This is a genomic window from Nocardioides sediminis, assembly GCF_003047295.1.
Classification (GTDB): Bacteria; Actinomycetota; Actinomycetes; order Propionibacteriales; family Nocardioidaceae; genus Nocardioides; species Nocardioides sediminis.
The window spans coordinates 1-15719 of record NZ_PZYZ01000014.1 but is presented as its reverse complement, the minus strand read 5'-3'; the positions used below and the strand labels follow the sequence as shown (position 1 = coordinate 15719).

Sequence of the window (15719 nt, the reverse complement as noted above, 5' to 3'; positions counted from 1 at the left end):
GGCCGTCCGCTCCCGATCGCGACAGGGGGTGGACGGTCCTGATGGACACCCAGACCCTGATCAACTTCGGCCTGGTCCTGCTGTTCGTCATGGTGGGCGGCGTCTTCGCCGCCACCGAGATCGCCCTGGTCTCGCTGCGCGAGAGCCAGCTGACCGCCATGGAGCGCAAGGGGGCCCGGGGCGCCCGCGTCGCTCAGGTCGCACGTGACCCCAACCGCTTCCTCGCAGCCGTCCAGATCGGCGTGACCGTCGCGGGCTTCTTCTCCGCGGCGTACGGCGGGTCGACCCTCGCGCCCGACCTCGCGCCGTACCTCGAGGACCTCGGGCTCGGCGAGGACGCCGCCCAGACCACCGCGCTGGTCGTCCTCACCCTGCTCATCGCCTACCTCTCCCTGGTCCTCGGCGAGCTGGTGCCCAAGCGGCTCGCGCTGCAGAAGTCCGCCGGCGTCTCGCTGGCCGTCGCCCCGGTGCTCGACCGCTTCGCGACCGCGATGCGCCCGGTGATCTGGCTGCTGTCGCTGTCCACCAACGCCCTGGTCCGGCTGCTCGGCGGCGACCCGCACGCCACCAGCGAGCAGCTCTCGGAGGAGGAGCTGCGCGAGCTGGTCTCGACCCACGAGGACCTCGAGGAGGACGAGCGCCGGATCCTCAGCGACGTCTTCGCCGCCACCGAGACCAGCATCAAGGAGGTCATGCGCCCGCGCATCGACGTCACCTTCGTCGCCGGTCGCCTCACGCTCGCCGAGGCCGCCGCGCAGGTCCGGGACATGCCCTACTCGCGCTACCCGGTCACCGGCGAGGGCTTCGACGACGTCCTCGGCTTCCTGCACGTGCGGGACCTGCTGAGCATCGACGCCGACCCCAGCCGCCTGGTCCGCGACGTCTGCCGGCCGGTGCTGATGCTGCCCGGGACCAAGCTCGTCCTGCCCGCGGTGTCGACGATGCGCCAGGAGGGCATGCACCTCGCGGTCGTCGTCGACGAGTACGGCGGCACCGACGGCATCGTCACCCTCGAGGACCTCGTCGAGGAGCTCATCGGTGACATCCGCGACGAGTACGACGTGGACGAGCGGCCGCGCTCCGGCGACCCGGCCGAGATCGACGGCGGCGCGAGCATCGAGGACTTCGCGGACGACACCGGCATCACGCTCCGAGACGGCGGCTACGAGACGGTCGCCGGCTACGTCATCTCGATGCTCGGCCACATCCCCGAGGTCGGCGAGCGGGTCGGCGTGGAGGGCGGCACCCTCGAGGTCACCGAGGTGGTGGGCAGCCGGATCACCCGGCTCGCGCTCCAGCGCGACGCGTGAGGACGCCTCCTACGGGTGGTCCGCGCCCGGACGGGCCACGGGTAGCCTCGACCGTCCACTACTGCCGGGGGGTATCCGTCCTGTGTTGTCGCTGACCTACGTCAGCTCCGCGACCGAGCTGCTGTCGGTGCCGCAGCTCGTGGAGATGCTGGAGACCATCCGACCCAAGAACGACCACCTGGCGCTGACCGGGATGCTGCTCTACAGCGGCGGCAACATCATCCAGGCGCTGGAGGGCCCCGACGCCGCGGTCGACTCGATCTTCGCCACGATCGAGGGCGACTCCCGGCACACCGAGGTCACGGTGCTCCGGCGCGAGCCCACCGACGCGCGCGCCTTCGAGGACTGGTCGATGGGCTTCCGCAACGTCACCGAGCGCGAGGTCCGCGACATCGACGGGTACGGCGACTTCGCCCGCCGCCCGGTCGCCCAGGGCCTCGGGTCCCAGACGAGCCCGACCTACGACCTGCTGGAGATGTTCCGGGCCCACCGCTGAGGCCGGTCGCCGGACGCTGAAGGTCCGACGCTCAGCGACCGGGCAGCAGGCCCTGTCGTACGGCGATCGCCAGGGCCTCCAGCTTGGAGTGGGCCCCGAGCTTCGCCGACAGGTTGGCGATGTGGTTGCGCACCGTGTGCACGCTGACGACGAGGCGTTCGGCGATCGCGGCGTTGCTCAGCCCCTCCGCCACCAGGTCGAGGACCTCCCGCTCACGCTCGGTCAGCTGCTTCTGGGCGGGCCCGCCACCGTGCAGGCGCGGCAGGAGCCGCGCCAGCAGCTCGGGTGAGATGACCGCCTCGCCCGACGCGGCGGCGCGGACGGCGGCCGTCACCTCCCCGAGGCTGCGGGTCTTGGACACGAAGCCGCAGGCGCCGGCCTCGATGGCCTCGACGAGCAGGTGGTCGCCCGGGCTGGCGGTCAGGACGGCGATGCGCAGGCCCGGTCGCTGCCGGAGTAGCTCGGGGATGGCGGCCACCCCGTCGCCGTCGGGCATCCGGTGGTCGAGCAGGAGCACGTCGGGCGCCGAGGACCCGACCATGGCCCGGGCCTGCGCGATGGTGCCGGCCACGCCCACGCCGACCATGTCGTCCTCCTGGTCGAGGACGGCCAGCAGGCTGGCGGCCAGCGCCTCGTGGTCGTCGGCGATCATGACCCGTATCGGCGAGCCGGACATCACTCGTTGCCCAGTCCGCGGTTCTGCATCGCCGGCGCGGGGTCGACGAAGACCACGTCGTGGACGCCGGTCACCATCTGGTTGCCCGAGGCGATGACGAAGGCGCCGGTCGCGGCGTTGGTCTCGCGGACCTTGCTGGCCTCGAGCTCCTCGAGACTGGCCCAGAAGACCGTGGCGGTGAGCTCGGAGGAGCTGCGGTCCATCAGCAGGGTCGCGCCGCGGTAGCCGGGCAGGGACGCCACCTCGGGCAGCAGCACGTCGAGGATGACGTGCATCGCCTCGCGCTCCGGCACGTCGTCGACGCGCGCCCGCCAGGTGCGCGCGAACAACGGCTGCTGCTGTCTCTCCTGGTCCACCGACCCCCCCACGACGGGCAGGGGCCCGCGACCCCCCGCGCCTAGTAGATAGGTACCAGACAGTGTCATACCGGGAGGCGGTCCGGACAGGGCGGAGCTCGGACACCATCGAAAGTCGAGGTCACGAGGAGGCCCGATGCCGCAGACGCCGCCGGTCACCGTGCTGGTCGCCGACGACGACGACGCCTTCCGGCTGGCCCTGGTCGACCTGTTGGCGGCCGACGAGAGGTTCGAGGTCGTCGGCTCGGCGCCCTCCGGGGTGGACGTGCACCCCTTGTGCGCGGAGCTGCGCCCCGCCCTCGTCCTCCTCGACGTGCGGATGGCTGGCGGCGGGCCGACGCTGGCGCGCTCCCTGGGGACGCTCGAGGGCCACCGGCCGGTGGTCGTGGCGGTGTCGGCGCAGACCGGCGTCACCACGGTCGCCGCGATGCTGGAAGCGGGCGTGCAGGGCTACTTCGCCAAGGGCCGGCTGGGCACCACGCTCCCCGACGCGCTCGCGCGCGTGGTGGCCGGTGAGCGCGTCCTCGACGTCCCGGGGGCCGAGCAGGCCCTGCGGCTGGTGGAGGGATCCCTCGATCCCGAGCGCTGAGGCGTCTACGGTGTCGAGGTGGACAGCGGACCGGGGTCATCGCCGTCGCTGTCGGGCCTGAGCAGCGAGACGGTCTTCCGCGTCCTCGACGCCACGCCCAGCGCCATCGTGGCCCTCGGGCCGGACCTGGACGTCGTCTACGCCAACGACCGCGCCGGCGAGCTCTACGGCTGGGGCACCGACGACCTCGTCGGGAGCCCGTTGGACGCCCACCTGCCCCCGCTGGCCGCCTTCGTGCGGTCCTTGCCGGACCCGGACGGGCAGCCGAGCGCGAGGGTGGAGCTGACGGCGGCCGGGGGTCGCCCCCTCACCGTGCTCGCCCGGCTCACCCGGTTCGTGACCGAGCGCGGCACCCTCCTGGTCGTCACGGCCAACGACCTCGGGCCCGCCGACGAGGCCGAGCGCCGGCGGCGTACGACGAGCCGTGCCTACCTCACGCTCGTGCGCATCACGCAGGCGGTGGCCCGCGCCACCACGGAGCACGACGTCTACGACGCGGCCTGCCGGGCGGCCGTCGAGGAGGGGGAGTACCTCGGCGCGTGGGTCTGCCGCCGCGGGCCCGACGGCTCGGTCGTGACCGAGAGCCGCGCCGGCGACCTCGACGCCTACATCGACTCCCTGGCCAGGTCCGCCGACCCCGACTCCTTGCGGCGCAGGGGTCCCAGTGCCCGGGTCCTGAGCACCGGGCTTCCCTACTTCGCCACCGACTTCCACAACGACGCCGGCACCGTCCCGTGGCGCGCACGGGCACGCGAGCACGGCGTGGAGGCCTCCGCGACCATGCCGTTGCGCCGGCGCGGGCAGACCATCGCGGCGCTGACCCTGTGGTCCCGCACCGCCGACGCCTTCGACGCCGAGATGCGCAGCCTGCTGGACACCCTCGCCGAGAACGTCTCGTTCGCCCTCGACAGCCTCGCCACGCGCGACCAGTACCAGCGGGTGGCCGCCCAGCGCGCCGACCTCCTGCGCCGCCTGGTGGTGGCCCAGGAGGACGAGCGCGCCCGGATCGCCGCCGACGTGCACGACGACTCCGTGCAGACGATGGCCGCCGTCGACCTGCGGCTCGGACTGCTCATGAAGCGCGTGAAGGAGACCGCGCCCGAGCTCGAGCCGGCGGTCGCCCAGATCCAGGAGATGGTGTCGGCTGCGACCGTCGGCCTGCGCGACCTGCTCTTCGACCTGGAGCCCGTGGCCAGCGGCGTCGACCTGGTGGAGCTGCTGCGCGACGCGCTGGACCGCACCTTCGAGCGCGGGTCGACCAGGTGGAGGCTCACCGTCCCCCCGGAGGAGGGCGAGGTGCATCTCCCCGAGGAGGTCAGCGTGCAGGCCTTCCGCATCGTCCAGGAGGCGTTGCTCAACGTCCGTCGGCACGCGCACGCCGAGCACGTCGAGGTGGTCGTGCGGCCGGACCCGGACGGCGTCGAGATCCAGGTCGCCGACGACGGCGTGGGGCTCGACGACACCGTCCTCGAGCCCAGACCGGGGCACCGGGGGGTGCGGACCATGCAGGACCGGGCCGAGGTCGTCGGCGGCCGCTGCCACATCGACTCCGCCCCCGGGGCCGGCTGCAGGATCACGATCTGGCTCCCGAGGACCCCGGCGCCGGGGGTCACGGTGTCGGGACCCCCGACCCGGCGGCGCTGAAGACGGGGGACGTCGGCCGCCACCGGGTCGGGGGTCGAAGCCGGCCCCGTGCAGGGGGATCGAGGGCCAGCGTCCACCAGTCTGGTGGCCGCCCGCTTCCCGGGGATGCGTCCGAGGGACGGAGTCGTCTGGTGCGCATGCACTAGTCCCAGACCTCCCGGCCGGTCTCGGTGCCGCGGCAGGCGTGCTGGCGACCTCGACCACGCGTCGTACGGTGGCGCCCATGAGCGACGAGCGGACGATGCGCGACCGGATGCTGGCCGGCGAGCCCTACATCGCGGACGACCCGGTGCTGGCGCAGGAGTCGCAGCGGGCGCAGCGGTTGACCCACGAGCTCAACACCGCCGACCCCAATGACCACGACCTGCGGCGCCGGCTGCTCACCGAGCTGCTCGGCGGCTTCGGCGAGGACAGCGAGGTGCGGCCGCCGTTCCACTGCGACTACGGCTACCAGACGACGATCGGCGCGCGGACCTTCGCCAACTGGGGGCTGGTCAGCCTCGACGTGGCCACCGTGACGATCGGCGACGACGTGCAGATCGGTCCCGGCGTGCAGCTGCTCACCGCGACCCACCCGATCGATCCTGGCCCGCGGCGGGACAAGTGGGAGGCGGCCGAGCCCATCGTCATCGGCGACAACGTGTGGCTCGGCGGCGGCGTCATCGTCTGCCCCGGCGTGACGATCGGCGCCGACACCGTCGTGGGCGCCGGGTCGGTGGTCGTGCAGGACCTGCCCTCCGGCGTCGTCGCGGTCGGGTCGCCGGCCAAGGTGATCCGCAGCATCTGACGCGCGCGTCCGCCACACCCGCGCCTGCCCGGGTGCCGGTGAGACGTTCGCGGGTGGCGGTGAGCCAGACGCCCCCGGGTAGCGGTGAGTGTGCCACCTTCCGCTGGCCACAGTTCCTCAGCGCCAGAAGGTGGCTGGGTCACCGCTCGCGCCAGGGACCGTGACGGACTCCATCACCCTTTTGGGGGACGTTCGTGCGCCTCGATCCGGTTGAGGGGTCTACCATCCCGTGAGTCTGTGCGATGACCGTGCGGACACTGACGGCACCAAGATGGGACCCCTTGTCCGTGGACAGACTTGTCGAAGGCTTCCGGCTGGGGGATCGCTACGTCCTCGAGGAGCGCATCGCCTCCGGTGGCATGGCCGACGTGTGGCGGGCGATGGACGAGACCCTCGAGCGCGCCGTCGCGGTGAAGATCATGCGTGCCGACCCCGAGCACGAGGAGATCTTCGCCAAGCGCTTCCGTGACGAGGCGCTCCACTCGGCGTCGCTGATGCACACCAACATCACCACCGTCTTCGACTACGGCGAGGACGACCACCTCACCTACCTCGTGATGGAGCTGGTGCAGGGCGCGCCGCTGTCCGCGATCATCCGCGAGTCCGGTGCGCTCGACCCCGACGTCGTGCGGTCGATCATCAGCCAGGCCGCGCTCGCGCTCGGCGTCGCCCACGAGTCGCGGGTCGTGCACCGCGACGTCAAGCCGGCCAACATCCTGGTCCGCGACGACGGCGTGGTCATGCTGACCGACTTCGGCATCGCCCGGGCGCTCGACGCCCGCGGCCACACCCGGGTCGGGGAGATGCTCGGCACCCCCAACTACATCAGCCCCGAGCAGGCCATGGGCCAGCCGGCGACCGGCGCGAGCGACCTCTACGCGCTCGGCGTGGTGGCCCACGAGATGCTCACCGGCGAGCGGCCCTTCGACCGCGGCACCCCCATCGCGACGGCGCTGTCGCACGTCAACGAGCCGCCCCCGCCGCTGGCCGAGGACGTGCCGCCCGAGCTGCGCGCGGTGGTGGCCTCCCTGCTGGAGAAGAAGCCCGAGGACCGTCCCGCCAACGCGCGGGCCGTCGCCGAGATGATGGGCATCGCCACCACCGAGCTGGCCGGCCTCGCCGAGGGCCTCGCCGCCCTGGTCGACGGCTCGTGGGACGACGACACGGCCACCCCGGCCCAGGACGTCCACACCGTCGCGACCCCGGCCAAGGACCTCCTCGCCTGAGGTTGTCTCGAGAAAAGACCTCGACCGGTGTCGCATCCCGGCCGAGCCGTTCGTGGAGATGGTGACGGGCGCCCCATCAGTAGGGTGCCTCCGACGAGAGGAACCACCATGTCCAGCACCACCCAGTACCTGCTCGGCGTCAACCACGGCGACGAGATCAGCTGGCCCGAGGGCGTGACCGCGGACCAGGTCTTCGCCGACGTCGACGCCTTCAACGCCCGGCTCCGCGAGCAGGGCAGGTGGGTCTTCGGCGGCGGCCTGATGCCGGCGTCGTCGGCCACCGTCATCGACGCCACCGGCCCGGAGCCGGTCATCACCGACGGCCCCTACGTCGAGTCCAAGGAGTACCTCGGCGGCTTCTGGGTCATCGAGGCCGAGGACCTCGACGAGGCGATGCGCTGGGGCACCGAGGCATCCGCGGCGTGCCACGGCCCGGTCGAGGTCCGTCCCTTCCAGTCCGAGTGACCGCCGGCCCCGGGGGGCACGAGGCGGCGCTGGTCCGGGTCGTCCGCGAGGAGCACGGCCGGATCGTGGGCGCCCTCGTACGCCGCTACGGCGACGTCGACCTCGCGGAGGACGCCGTCGCCGAGGCCCTCGAGGTCGCCTGGCAGAAGTGGCCGGTGGACGGGGTGCCGCCCAACCCCGGCGCGTGGCTCACCACCACGGCGCACCGCCGGGCGCTGGACCGGCTGCGCCGCGAGTCCACCCGGGCCAGCCGCGAGAAGGAGGCGACGTCGATGCTGGACGTGCCCGCCGAGCCGCTCGGCGTCGTCGACGACGACCGGCTGCGGCTGTTCTTCATGTGCTGCCACCCCTCGCTCGCCCTCGAGACCCGGGTCGCGCTCACCCTCCGGCTGGTCGCTGGGCTGAGCGTCGCCGAGATCGCCGCGGGCTTCCTCACCGAGGAGCGGGCGATGGCGCAGCGGATCACCCGGGCCAAGCGCAAGATCCGGGACGCCCGCATCCCGTTCCGGGTCCCGCAGCGCGACGACCTGCCCTCACGGCTATCCGGGGTGCTGGCCGCGCTCTACCTGGCGTTCAACGAGGGCTACCTCTCGGTGGGCGACGAGAGCGGCAGCCGCCCCGACCTCGCCGACGAGGCGATCAGGCTGACCCGGCAGCTGGTCGACCTGCTCCCCGCCGAGCCGGAGGCGCAGGGACTGCTCGCGCTGATGCTGCTGACCCGGGCCCGGGACGACGCCCGGGTGGTGGACGGCCGGCTGGTGCCGCTCGACGAGCAGGACCGCGACCGGTGGTCCCCCGAGCTCCTCGCCGAGGGCCGCGGCCTCGTCCGGGCGCTCCTCGCGCTGGGGCAGCCCGGGCCCTACCAGGTGCAGGCGGCGATCAGCGCCGCGCACACCGACGACGAGGTGCCGTGGGGGGAGGTCGTGGCCCTCTACGACCTGCTGCTCGCGCTGGCCCCGAGCCCCGTCGTGCGGCTCAACCGGGCGCTCGCGGTGGCGCACGTGGAGGGACCGGAGACCGCGCTGCGACTCGTCGACGACCTCGACCTCGCGTCGTACCACCCGTGGCACGTGGCGCGGGCCCACCTCCTCGCCCTGCTGGGCCGCGACCGGGAGTCGCAGGAGGCGCTGGACGCCGCGCTGGCGCTCGACCCGACACCGCTGGAGCGCGCCCACCTGGAGCGCTTGCGCGACCGGGCCTGAGCCTCACACGAAGTCGGCCGCCGCGAGGTCCTGCTCGCCCGCCGCTACGGCGTCCACGACCCGCCGGGCGACCGCCTCGGGAGCCAGGCCCTCGGGCAGCCGGGGTGCCTCACCGGCGAGCGGACGGTCCGCCAGGCCGGTCTCGGTGTGGGGCGGGCGGACGTCGTGGACGGTGACCCGGGCCCGGCGCAGCTCGGTGCGCAGGGAGGTGGCCACGGCGCTCAGCGCCGCCTTGCTGGCCGAGTAGGCGGCCATCGGGGGCAGCGGCCGCTCGGCCACGACCGCGCTGAGCTGGACGACGAAGCCCTGCGACTCGCGCAGCAGCGGGAGCAGCCGTCGCAGGAGGAACAGCGGCCCGACCACGTTGGTCAGGAACAGCTCCTCGACGACCTCGTCGGGGGTCTCCTCCAGGGACCCGAAGGCGACCACGCCGGCGGCGTTGACGAGCCCGTCGAGCCCGCCGTACGCCGCTCTGGCGGCCTCCGCGATCGCGTCGCCCGCCGCGGCGTCCCCGACGTCGGCGACGATCAGGGGGGCGTCGATGCCGAGGGCGGCCAGGCGGTCGGCGTCGCGGCCCACGAGGAGCAGCCGCGCTCCGCGGCCCGACAGCTCGTGGGCGATCAGCGAGCCGAGGGCGCCGCTGGCCCCGACCACCGCGACCCGGGACCCGTCCAGCGCACGCTCGCCCATGCCGGGGACAGTAACCGGCACCTGACTACCGTGGCGTCCCGTGCCGACCATCGCGCTGATCCACGTCGCCAAGGCGACACGGCTGCCCATGCGGTCGGTCGCGACGGTGGAGGCGGAGGCCGGGCGGGGGATCGTCGGCGACCGCTACCACGGCACGCGGCACCGGCACGTCACGGTGCAGAGCCTGACCGCGCTCGTCGAGGCCGCGCAGGTCCTCGGGCGCGAGGTCCCGCCGGAGCTCACCCGGCGCAACCTGACCCTCAGCGACGGTGTGGTGCCGCGCGAGCCCGGCTCGCTGCTGCGGATCGGGGACGTGCTGCTCGAGGTGGTCCGCGTGGCCGCCCCCTGCAAGCTCCTCGACGACACCATCGGCGCCGGCGCCCAGGAGGCGCTGCGGCGCCGGGGCGGCTCGGTGTGCCGGGTGCTGGAGTCGGGCGTGCTGACCGTGGGCGACGCGGTGAGCGTCGAGGTCGCCGCCGCTGACGGGAGCTAGATGTCCTCCTCGGCCTCGAAGAGTGCCCGACGGGCACGGGCCGCGTCCATGAGGGCCATGAACCTGTCCTCGTAGTCCGGGTCGTCCAGCGGCACGGCGCCCACCACGTGCTCGCCCAGCACGCGGTCGCGTCGCGCGTCGTGCCGCTGCAGGACCACCCGGGTCTCCCCGTCCACGTCGACGTGCGTGATGCGCCAGCGGGCCGGCGTCGACGGCTCGGCCGTGTCGGTCCGGTCGAACAGCCGGAGGGTGAGGTGCACGATCGTCCACACGAGAACGACGACGAGCGCCAGCTCGACGAGGATCATCGTCTGATTGTGCGCCCGCGCCGCGCCCGGTCGCCAGCGTCCCCCGCGCTGTATTTCCCGTCACGACGGGCCTTCTCGGCGTGCGTCCGGCGACCACGCGTCGTAGCGTCGAGACACGTGACTACGCAGCAGACGGCACGGCGCGGCGCCTCCGACACCGGCTTCCTCGGTCAGCCCTCCGTGCTGGCCAACCTGTTCGGGGTCGAGCTGTGGGAGCGGTTCAGCTTCTACGGCATGCAGGGCATCCTGCTGATCTACCTCTACTTCAGCGTGGCCGACGGCGGCCTGGGCATCGACCAGGGCACCGCCACCGGCATCGTCGGTGCCTACGGCGGCGCCGTCTACCTCTCCACGATCCTCGGCGCCTGGCTGGCCGACCGGCTCGTCGGCGCGGAGCGGACGCTCTTCTACTCCGCCGTGACCGTGATGGCCGGCCACGTCGCGCTCGCGCTCGTGCCGGGCCTGGCCGGCGTGGGCGCCGGCCTCGTGCTGATCGCGCTCGGCAGCGGCGGGGTCAAGGCCAACGCCACCTCGCTCGTCGGCTCGCTCTACGACGAGCACGACGAGCGCCGGGACGCGGGGTTCTCGCTGTTCTACATGGGCATCAACATCGGCGCCCTGCTCGGCCCGCTGCTGACCGGGCTGCTGCAGAAGGAGTGGGGCTTCCACCTCGGCTTCGGCCTCGCCGCGGTCGGCATGGGGGTGGGACTGGTCCAGTACTCCCGCGGCCGGTCGAGGCTGCCGGAGGAGACCCACCACGTCCCCGACCCGCTGCCGGCGGACCAGCGCATCCGGTACGCCGCGGGGCTGGGCGCCGTGGTCGCGCTCGTCGTCGCGCTGTGCCTGGTCGGCGTCATCACCGTCGAGCGGCTGGCCAACATCGTCATCGGCGTCAGCGTGGTCGCCGCGGTCGGCCTCTTCGCGCTGATGCTGCTCGACCGTGCGGTGCAGGGCGCCGAGCGGCGCCGGGTGCTGGCGATGATCCCGCTCTTCGCCTGCTCGGCGGTCTTCTGGTCGCTCTACCAGCAGCAGTTCACCGTGGTGACGATCTACGCCGACCAGCGGCTCGACCGCGACCTCCTCGGCTGGGAGATGCCGATCTCGTGGGTGCAGTCGATCAACCCGGTCTTCATCATCGTGCTGGCCGGCGTCTTCGCGACGCTGTGGACGCGGCTCGGCGACCGCGCGCCGTCGACGCCGGTGAAGTTCGGCCTGTCCACGATCCTCATGGGCGCGGCGTTCTTCCTCTTCCTCGCCATGCCGGCGGGCGCGGGCTCGGTGCCGCTCCTCGGCCTCGCGCTGATCCTGCTGGTCTTCACGCTGGCCGAGCTGCTCATCTCCCCGGTGGGGCTCTCGGTGGCCACCAAGCTGGCGCCGCGCAAGTACCTCACCCAGATGGTGGCGCTGTTCTTCCTCTCCGTCGCGCTGGGCACCGCGATGGCCGGGCAGCTCGCGTCGTACTACGTCGTGGACGACGAACGGCCGTTCTTCCTCTGGATCGGTCTGGCCTCGGTGGTCACCGGTGTCTCGGTGCTCGCGCTGACGAAGCCGATCCGGTCGCTGATGTCCGGGGTGCGCTGAGGAGGAGGGTGCAAGGATGCCGCCGTGAGCGTCGACGGGGGAGTCGAGTCGCGGGTGGCCGCGCCGCCGCTGCCGCGCGCGATCTGGGTGGTCGCCTGGGCCTCGTTGGCCGGCCAGGTGGTGCTGGTCCTCCGGCAGGGAGTCCGGCACGACGACGGGGTCTCGCTCGTCGGGTCCGTCGTCCTGGGAGTCCTCCTCGTCGGCTGGGTCTCCGCGGGCGTCGTACGGGCCCGCACCGTCCGGCTCGTGCTCGCCTGGGTCGTGCTGGTGCTCGGCCTGGTCGCCGAGGTCGTCGGCCTCCTCCAGGCCGACGGCCCGGGCGGGGCCGCACTCGCGGCGTTGGCGCTCGGCACCACCGTGGTGGCGCTGGCCGGGTTGGCGCGCTTCCGCCGCACCGACTGGTACGCCTGGCAGCGCACGAGGCCGCCCACCCACCTCGGTGCCCCGATCCGGCAGCTGGTCGCGATCGGCGTGCTCGTCGGGGCGCTCGGCGGCATGGCCTCGTCCGCCGACGACGAGGGGATCGGCATGCGCCTCGACATCAGGGTCGCCGAGCGGTGAGCGACCTGACGAGCCGCGTGACGTCGTGGGAACCGGGCACGCAGATCATGTGGCGCTACGGGCAGCCGGGACTCGACTTCGCGGCGCCGATGACCGTCGTGCGTGACGACGACGAGGCGCTCGTCGCCTGGTTGGCCATGGGCACTCCCGTGCTCAAGCTCGTCCGTGACGACGGCCGGGACCTGCGCTCGGAGCCCGAGGACGCGTTCACCGCCCCACGTCGCCAGGTCGAGTCGGTGTGGTCCGGCTACTCGGTGCTGCGCGTCTACCGACCCGGCCAGAGCTGGTCGGTGTGGCACTTCTTCCACGGCACCAGCGGCGTCTTCGAGGGCTGGTACGTCAACATCGAGGACCCGCACGTCCGTACGGGTCGCACCACCCGCAGCCGTGACCACGTCCTGGACGTCTGGGTCGAGCCGGACCGGACGATGGAGCGCAAGGACGAGGACGAGCTGCTCCTCGCCGTCGAGCAGGGTCGCTACACCGAGCGCGAGGCCGACGCGATCCGGGCGACCGCGACGGAGGCCGAGGAGGTCATCACGGCCTGGGGCGCACCGTTCTGCGACGGGTGGGAGACGTTCCGGCCGGATCCCTCGTGGCCGGTTCCGGCTCTGTTCGACGGTCCCTGACCTCCCCCTTTCGTCGCGCTGGATCGTGCCGACCGGGCACTTCCGTGCCGCCGGACCGTGCCGACCGGGCGATCCCGTGCCGCCAGGAGGTGCTGAGCGGGCGGTTTCGTGCGCTGCCGTACGTCGCCATCTCGGCGCGGTCTGCCTCGCTGAGTGAGGCAGCGTGAGGTCGAGTTATCTGGTTTCCACCAATATGCCTGCCGCGCTGGCACTCGAACACATGTTCGAGTAGACTCGGCTGCACGCAGCCGGGACCGCCACGGGGACGGCCTGGCTGTCGATCAGCGGGGGGCTGAGATGACGAGTGGACACCTGGTCCAGGAGGCCGGCGAGGCGATCGCTGCTGCGCTGGACAAGGTGCAGGCCGTGGAGATGCTCTACCTGTCCGCGACCGAGAAGGCCGACGCGCTCCTCGCGCTGGCCAAGCTGGAGTCCCGGGTGTCCTCGACGAGGTTGCGGGTGATGGCGGTCGCGGGGGACGTGGCCGAGGAGACCGGGGACCGGGACATCGCCGCCTGGTGCCGGCGCACCATCAGGGTCGACCGGGGTCCGGCTCGGCGGGACCTCGCGCTCGCGCAGTCGCTGGAGCGGTGGACAGTCCTTGCTGCCGGTCACGCGGCCGGCGAGGTGTCGACCCCCCAGGCCGACGTCATCGCCCGCGCGCTGGACGACCTGCCCGACGAGACACCTGCGGAGGTGCTGGGGGACGCCGAGCGGGTGCTGGTCGAGCACGCGGCGGCGTTCGCGCCCCGGGAGCTGCGGATCCTGGGCCGCCGGATCCTCGACGTCGTCGCCCCCGAGGTCGGCGAGGAGCAGGAGCGCAAGCGCCTCGAGGCCGAGGCACGCGCCGCCCGGAAGACCACCTGCCTGACGACGCATTCGCACGGCGACGGGACCACCACGATCCGGATCCGGGTCCCCGACGCCACCGCGGACCGGCTCCTGACCTACCTGCACGCGTGGACCAACCCCCGCAAGCAGGACGGATCCGCCGGCGACACCGACGCGCGGCGGGAACTGACCTACCCCGTCCGGCTCGGGCACGCGTTCTGCGACCTCCTCGAGCACCTCGACCCGGCGAACCTCCCGGTGCACGGCGGGACCGCGACCACAGTCGTGGTGACCATGCCCGTCGACACCCTGCTCTCCGGGATCGGGGTCGCGACCACCGACACCGGCGGCCGCATCAGCGCCGCCGAGGCGCGCCGGCTGGCGTGCACCGCCCACCTCGTGCCCGCAGTCCTGGGCGGGAAGTCCGAGGTCCTCGACCTCGGCCGCGGCAAGAGGCTCTACCCCGCCGTGTCGCGCAGGGCGATGAGCCTGCGCGACGGAGGCTGCCGCGCCGAGGGATGCGACGTCCCGGCCGCGTGGTGCGAGGCGCACCACCTGGTGCCGTGGTCGAAGGGCGGGAAGACCGACCTCGCCGACGGGGTCCTGCTCTGCTCCCACCACCACCATCGCGCGCACGACGACCGCTACCTCCACGACCGCCTTCCCAACGGCGACCTCCGCTTCCACCGACGCAGATAGGAGCAGGCAAGCTTGGTGAGGACGGGGTCGGAACCTACGGGCAGGGCGACCAGGATCCGGCCGGCTATGGATCGAGGCGGCCTCGAGTGAACACAGCGCTGACCGGGCCTGTCCCTGGTGAGAGTGGAACGCACTCTCCTGCCGATGTCAGTGAGCCAGTCGACGTGCCCGACGGCTCAGCCCGTCGCACGGCGCGCCCTCGCCCACGCATGACCCATTGCTCCAGAACACACTCCAGCAAGAACCAGCAGCAATCCATGGACCGTCGTTATGTCGAGCGCTTGCGCCAGGACAGGGCCCACTCCGACCGCGCCCATGACAGTGAACCGCGCGATGAGGCGCACGGTTGACAGCCGGTCCCGGGACGACCGGCTCATCGCTGCCTGGATCAGCGCTACTCCCAATCCAAGCCCCGCACCTCCGAGCAGCACCGCCACGAGAAGCAGCGGCTGCGTCCGAACCTCAGTGACGACAAACGGCATCGCGACGTACGACGCCACCATCACAGCAGCCAGAAACAGATAGGCACGTGGAGGGACATCCTTTGGTCCTAGCGCCTCGACCCGATCGCGACCGGCCACAGACTCTCCTTCATCGACGCCTGCGTGGGCGGGGCGGGGCCATCCGTGTGGGTACCCTCGGGTGGCGCCAACGTAGCGGCTCGAACGTCCGGATCTGCCGCGACGAGTGCGCGCTCATCCCGAAAAGTCGGCTCTTCGGCACACCGTCGACTGGACACCGATGAGAACACCGCCTGTGCGCACGCGATCGAGGGAGCCCCACCGTGCTGCAAATCATCTTGGCCGTAGTAGCCGTGGTGTTCGTGGCCGCCGTCGTCGTCGCCTATCTCCTCCTGGTGGTCAGTGACGTGCGCAGTAGGAACGGTGAACCTCTGGACCCCGACGGACAGCGCAGCCTGGACGCACATGAACAGCGTGACGCTCAGCGGCGGGTCAACAAAGGTGCTCGCGGCGGCGGCTGGTAGCGACAAGGCGAACGACCTGCGTCGATCCACGGGACCTCTGCTTCGGTCACAGCGTGACCGGGTGCCCGGATCTGCGTAACGACAAACGTCCGGAGCTGCCGCGACGAGTGCACGCTCAGCCGAGGTGCGCGCACGCCTGAGAGTCCGGTCAGCGACGGCGCTCAGCCCATGTCGCATGCCTCGCGGTGGTG

The 15719-nt window shown here is 72.5% G+C and carries 18 protein-coding genes; 14 read left to right on the top strand and 4 right to left on the bottom strand.

The features are described from left to right. Positions 1-41: 41 nt before the first annotated feature. A complete protein-coding gene (locus tag DAI17_RS20425; protein WP_107775092.1) occupies positions 42-1310 on the top strand; it encodes a hemolysin family protein in 1269 nt (422 codons plus the stop codon). An 82-nt stretch (positions 1311-1392) separates the two neighbouring features. Then, a complete protein-coding gene (locus tag DAI17_RS21130) occupies positions 1393-1806 on the top strand; it encodes a BLUF domain-containing protein (RefSeq protein ID WP_159081687.1) in 414 nt (137 codons plus the stop codon). A 31-nt stretch (positions 1807-1837) separates the two neighbouring features. Here the strand turns inward: DAI17_RS21130 and DAI17_RS21125 are convergent, their stop codons facing one another. After that, entirely contained in the window at positions 1838-2458 is a 621-nt protein-coding gene (locus tag DAI17_RS21125) for a response regulator (protein WP_159081686.1), read from the bottom strand. Between the two features lie 23 nt (positions 2459-2481). After that, complete coding sequence (locus tag DAI17_RS21120) at positions 2482-2838, bottom strand: hypothetical protein (protein ID WP_159081685.1); 357 nt, start codon at positions 2836-2838, stop codon at positions 2482-2484. A gap of 136 nt (positions 2839-2974) precedes the next feature. Between DAI17_RS21120 and DAI17_RS20410 the strand changes: the two genes are divergently transcribed. The 6 genes from DAI17_RS20410 to DAI17_RS20385 all read left to right on the top strand — a co-directional run bounded on the left by DAI17_RS20410 (position 2975) and on the right by DAI17_RS20385 (position 8751). Beyond that, the gene (locus DAI17_RS20410) at positions 2975-3427 is read left to right on the top strand and encodes a response regulator (protein ID WP_107775089.1); all 453 of its coding nucleotides are present in this window, start codon (positions 2975-2977) and stop codon (positions 3425-3427) included. Positions 3428-3445: 18 nt separating this feature from the next. After that, entirely contained in the window at positions 3446-5071 is a 1626-nt protein-coding gene (locus tag DAI17_RS20405; RefSeq protein WP_107775088.1) for a sensor histidine kinase, read from the top strand. A 223-nt stretch (positions 5072-5294) separates the two neighbouring features. After that, the gene (locus DAI17_RS20400; protein WP_107775087.1) at positions 5295-5858 is read left to right on the top strand and encodes a sugar O-acetyltransferase; all 564 of its coding nucleotides are present in this window, start codon (positions 5295-5297) and stop codon (positions 5856-5858) included. 287 nt (positions 5859-6145) lie between these two features. Continuing rightward, positions 6146-7084, top strand: coding sequence for a protein kinase domain-containing protein (locus tag DAI17_RS20395; RefSeq protein ID WP_199905239.1), 939 nt, complete (start codon positions 6146-6148; stop codon positions 7082-7084). Positions 7085-7192: 108 nt separating this feature from the next. Continuing rightward, complete coding sequence (locus DAI17_RS20390) at positions 7193-7549, top strand: YciI family protein (RefSeq protein WP_107775085.1); 357 nt, start codon at positions 7193-7195, stop codon at positions 7547-7549. Beyond that, entirely contained in the window at positions 7546-8751 is a 1206-nt protein-coding gene (locus tag DAI17_RS20385; protein ID WP_107775084.1) for an RNA polymerase sigma factor, read from the top strand. The genes DAI17_RS20390 and DAI17_RS20385 overlap by 4 nt, the downstream gene beginning before the upstream one ends. A gap of 3 nt (positions 8752-8754) precedes the next feature. Here DAI17_RS20385 and DAI17_RS20380 read toward each other — a convergent pair whose 3' ends face one another. Continuing rightward, the gene (locus DAI17_RS20380) at positions 8755-9441 is read right to left on the bottom strand and encodes an SDR family NAD(P)-dependent oxidoreductase (RefSeq protein WP_107775083.1); all 687 of its coding nucleotides are present in this window, start codon (positions 9439-9441) and stop codon (positions 8755-8757) included. 40 nt (positions 9442-9481) lie between these two features. On the opposite strand from DAI17_RS20380, the gene DAI17_RS20375 reads away from it, so the two are divergent. Beyond that, complete coding sequence (locus tag DAI17_RS20375; protein ID WP_199905238.1) at positions 9482-9934, top strand: MOSC domain-containing protein; 453 nt, start codon at positions 9482-9484, stop codon at positions 9932-9934. Here DAI17_RS20375 and DAI17_RS20370 read toward each other — a convergent pair. Continuing rightward, positions 9931-10242, bottom strand: coding sequence for a hypothetical protein (locus tag DAI17_RS20370; RefSeq protein WP_107775082.1), 312 nt, complete (start codon positions 10240-10242; stop codon positions 9931-9933). The genes DAI17_RS20375 and DAI17_RS20370 overlap by 4 nt on opposite strands. A 117-nt stretch (positions 10243-10359) precedes the next feature. Between DAI17_RS20370 and DAI17_RS20365 the strand changes: the two genes are divergently transcribed. The 5 genes from DAI17_RS20365 (at position 10360) to DAI17_RS21115 (ending at position 15528) form a co-directional block, all read left to right on the top strand. Further along, the gene (locus DAI17_RS20365) at positions 10360-11823 is read left to right on the top strand and encodes a peptide MFS transporter (protein WP_107775081.1); all 1464 of its coding nucleotides are present in this window, start codon (positions 10360-10362) and stop codon (positions 11821-11823) included. A 24-nt stretch (positions 11824-11847) separates the two neighbouring features. Continuing rightward, positions 11848-12384: a hypothetical protein gene (locus tag DAI17_RS20360; RefSeq protein ID WP_107775080.1), complete on the top strand. Its 537-nt coding sequence runs from the start codon at positions 11848-11850 to the stop codon at positions 12382-12384. Beyond that, entirely contained in the window at positions 12381-13013 is a 633-nt protein-coding gene (locus tag DAI17_RS20355; protein WP_107775079.1) for a DUF402 domain-containing protein, read from the top strand. The genes DAI17_RS20360 and DAI17_RS20355 overlap by 4 nt, the downstream gene beginning before the upstream one ends. A gap of 297 nt (positions 13014-13310) precedes the next feature. Further along, positions 13311-14543, top strand: a complete 1233-nt coding sequence (locus DAI17_RS20350) for an HNH endonuclease signature motif containing protein (protein WP_107775078.1) — start codon at positions 13311-13313, stop codon at positions 14541-14543. 784 nt (positions 14544-15327) lie between these two features. Then, positions 15328-15528 carry a hypothetical protein gene (locus DAI17_RS21115; protein WP_159081684.1) on the top strand — a complete coding sequence of 67 codons (201 nt, stop codon included), beginning with the start codon at positions 15328-15330 and terminating at the stop codon, positions 15526-15528. Positions 15529-15719: the final 191 nt, after the last annotated feature.

What these genes read in the sequence shown, in the direction of transcription:
- DAI17_RS20425 (WP_107775092.1), top strand. Translation starts at nt 42, where the DNA reads ATGGACACCCAGACCCTGATCAACTTCGGCCTGGTCCTGCTGTTCGTC.
- DAI17_RS20380 (WP_107775083.1), bottom strand. Translation starts at nt 9,441, where the DNA reads ATGGGCGAGCGTGCGCTGGACGGGTCCCGGGTCGCGGTGGTCGGGGCC.
- DAI17_RS20350 (WP_107775078.1), top strand. Translation starts at nt 13,311, where the DNA reads ATGACGAGTGGACACCTGGTCCAGGAGGCCGGCGAGGCGATCGCTGCT.
- DAI17_RS20410 (WP_107775089.1), top strand. Translation starts at nt 2,975, where the DNA reads ATGCCGCAGACGCCGCCGGTCACCGTGCTGGTCGCCGACGACGACGAC.
- DAI17_RS20390 (WP_107775085.1), top strand. Translation starts at nt 7,193, where the DNA reads ATGTCCAGCACCACCCAGTACCTGCTCGGCGTCAACCACGGCGACGAG.
- DAI17_RS20370 (WP_107775082.1), bottom strand. Translation starts at nt 10,242, where the DNA reads ATGATCCTCGTCGAGCTGGCGCTCGTCGTCGTTCTCGTGTGGACGATC.
- DAI17_RS21125 (WP_159081686.1), bottom strand. Translation starts at nt 2,458, where the DNA reads ATGATCGCCGACGACCACGAGGCGCTGGCCGCCAGCCTGCTGGCCGTC.
- DAI17_RS20400 (WP_107775087.1), top strand. Translation starts at nt 5,295, where the DNA reads ATGAGCGACGAGCGGACGATGCGCGACCGGATGCTGGCCGGCGAGCCC.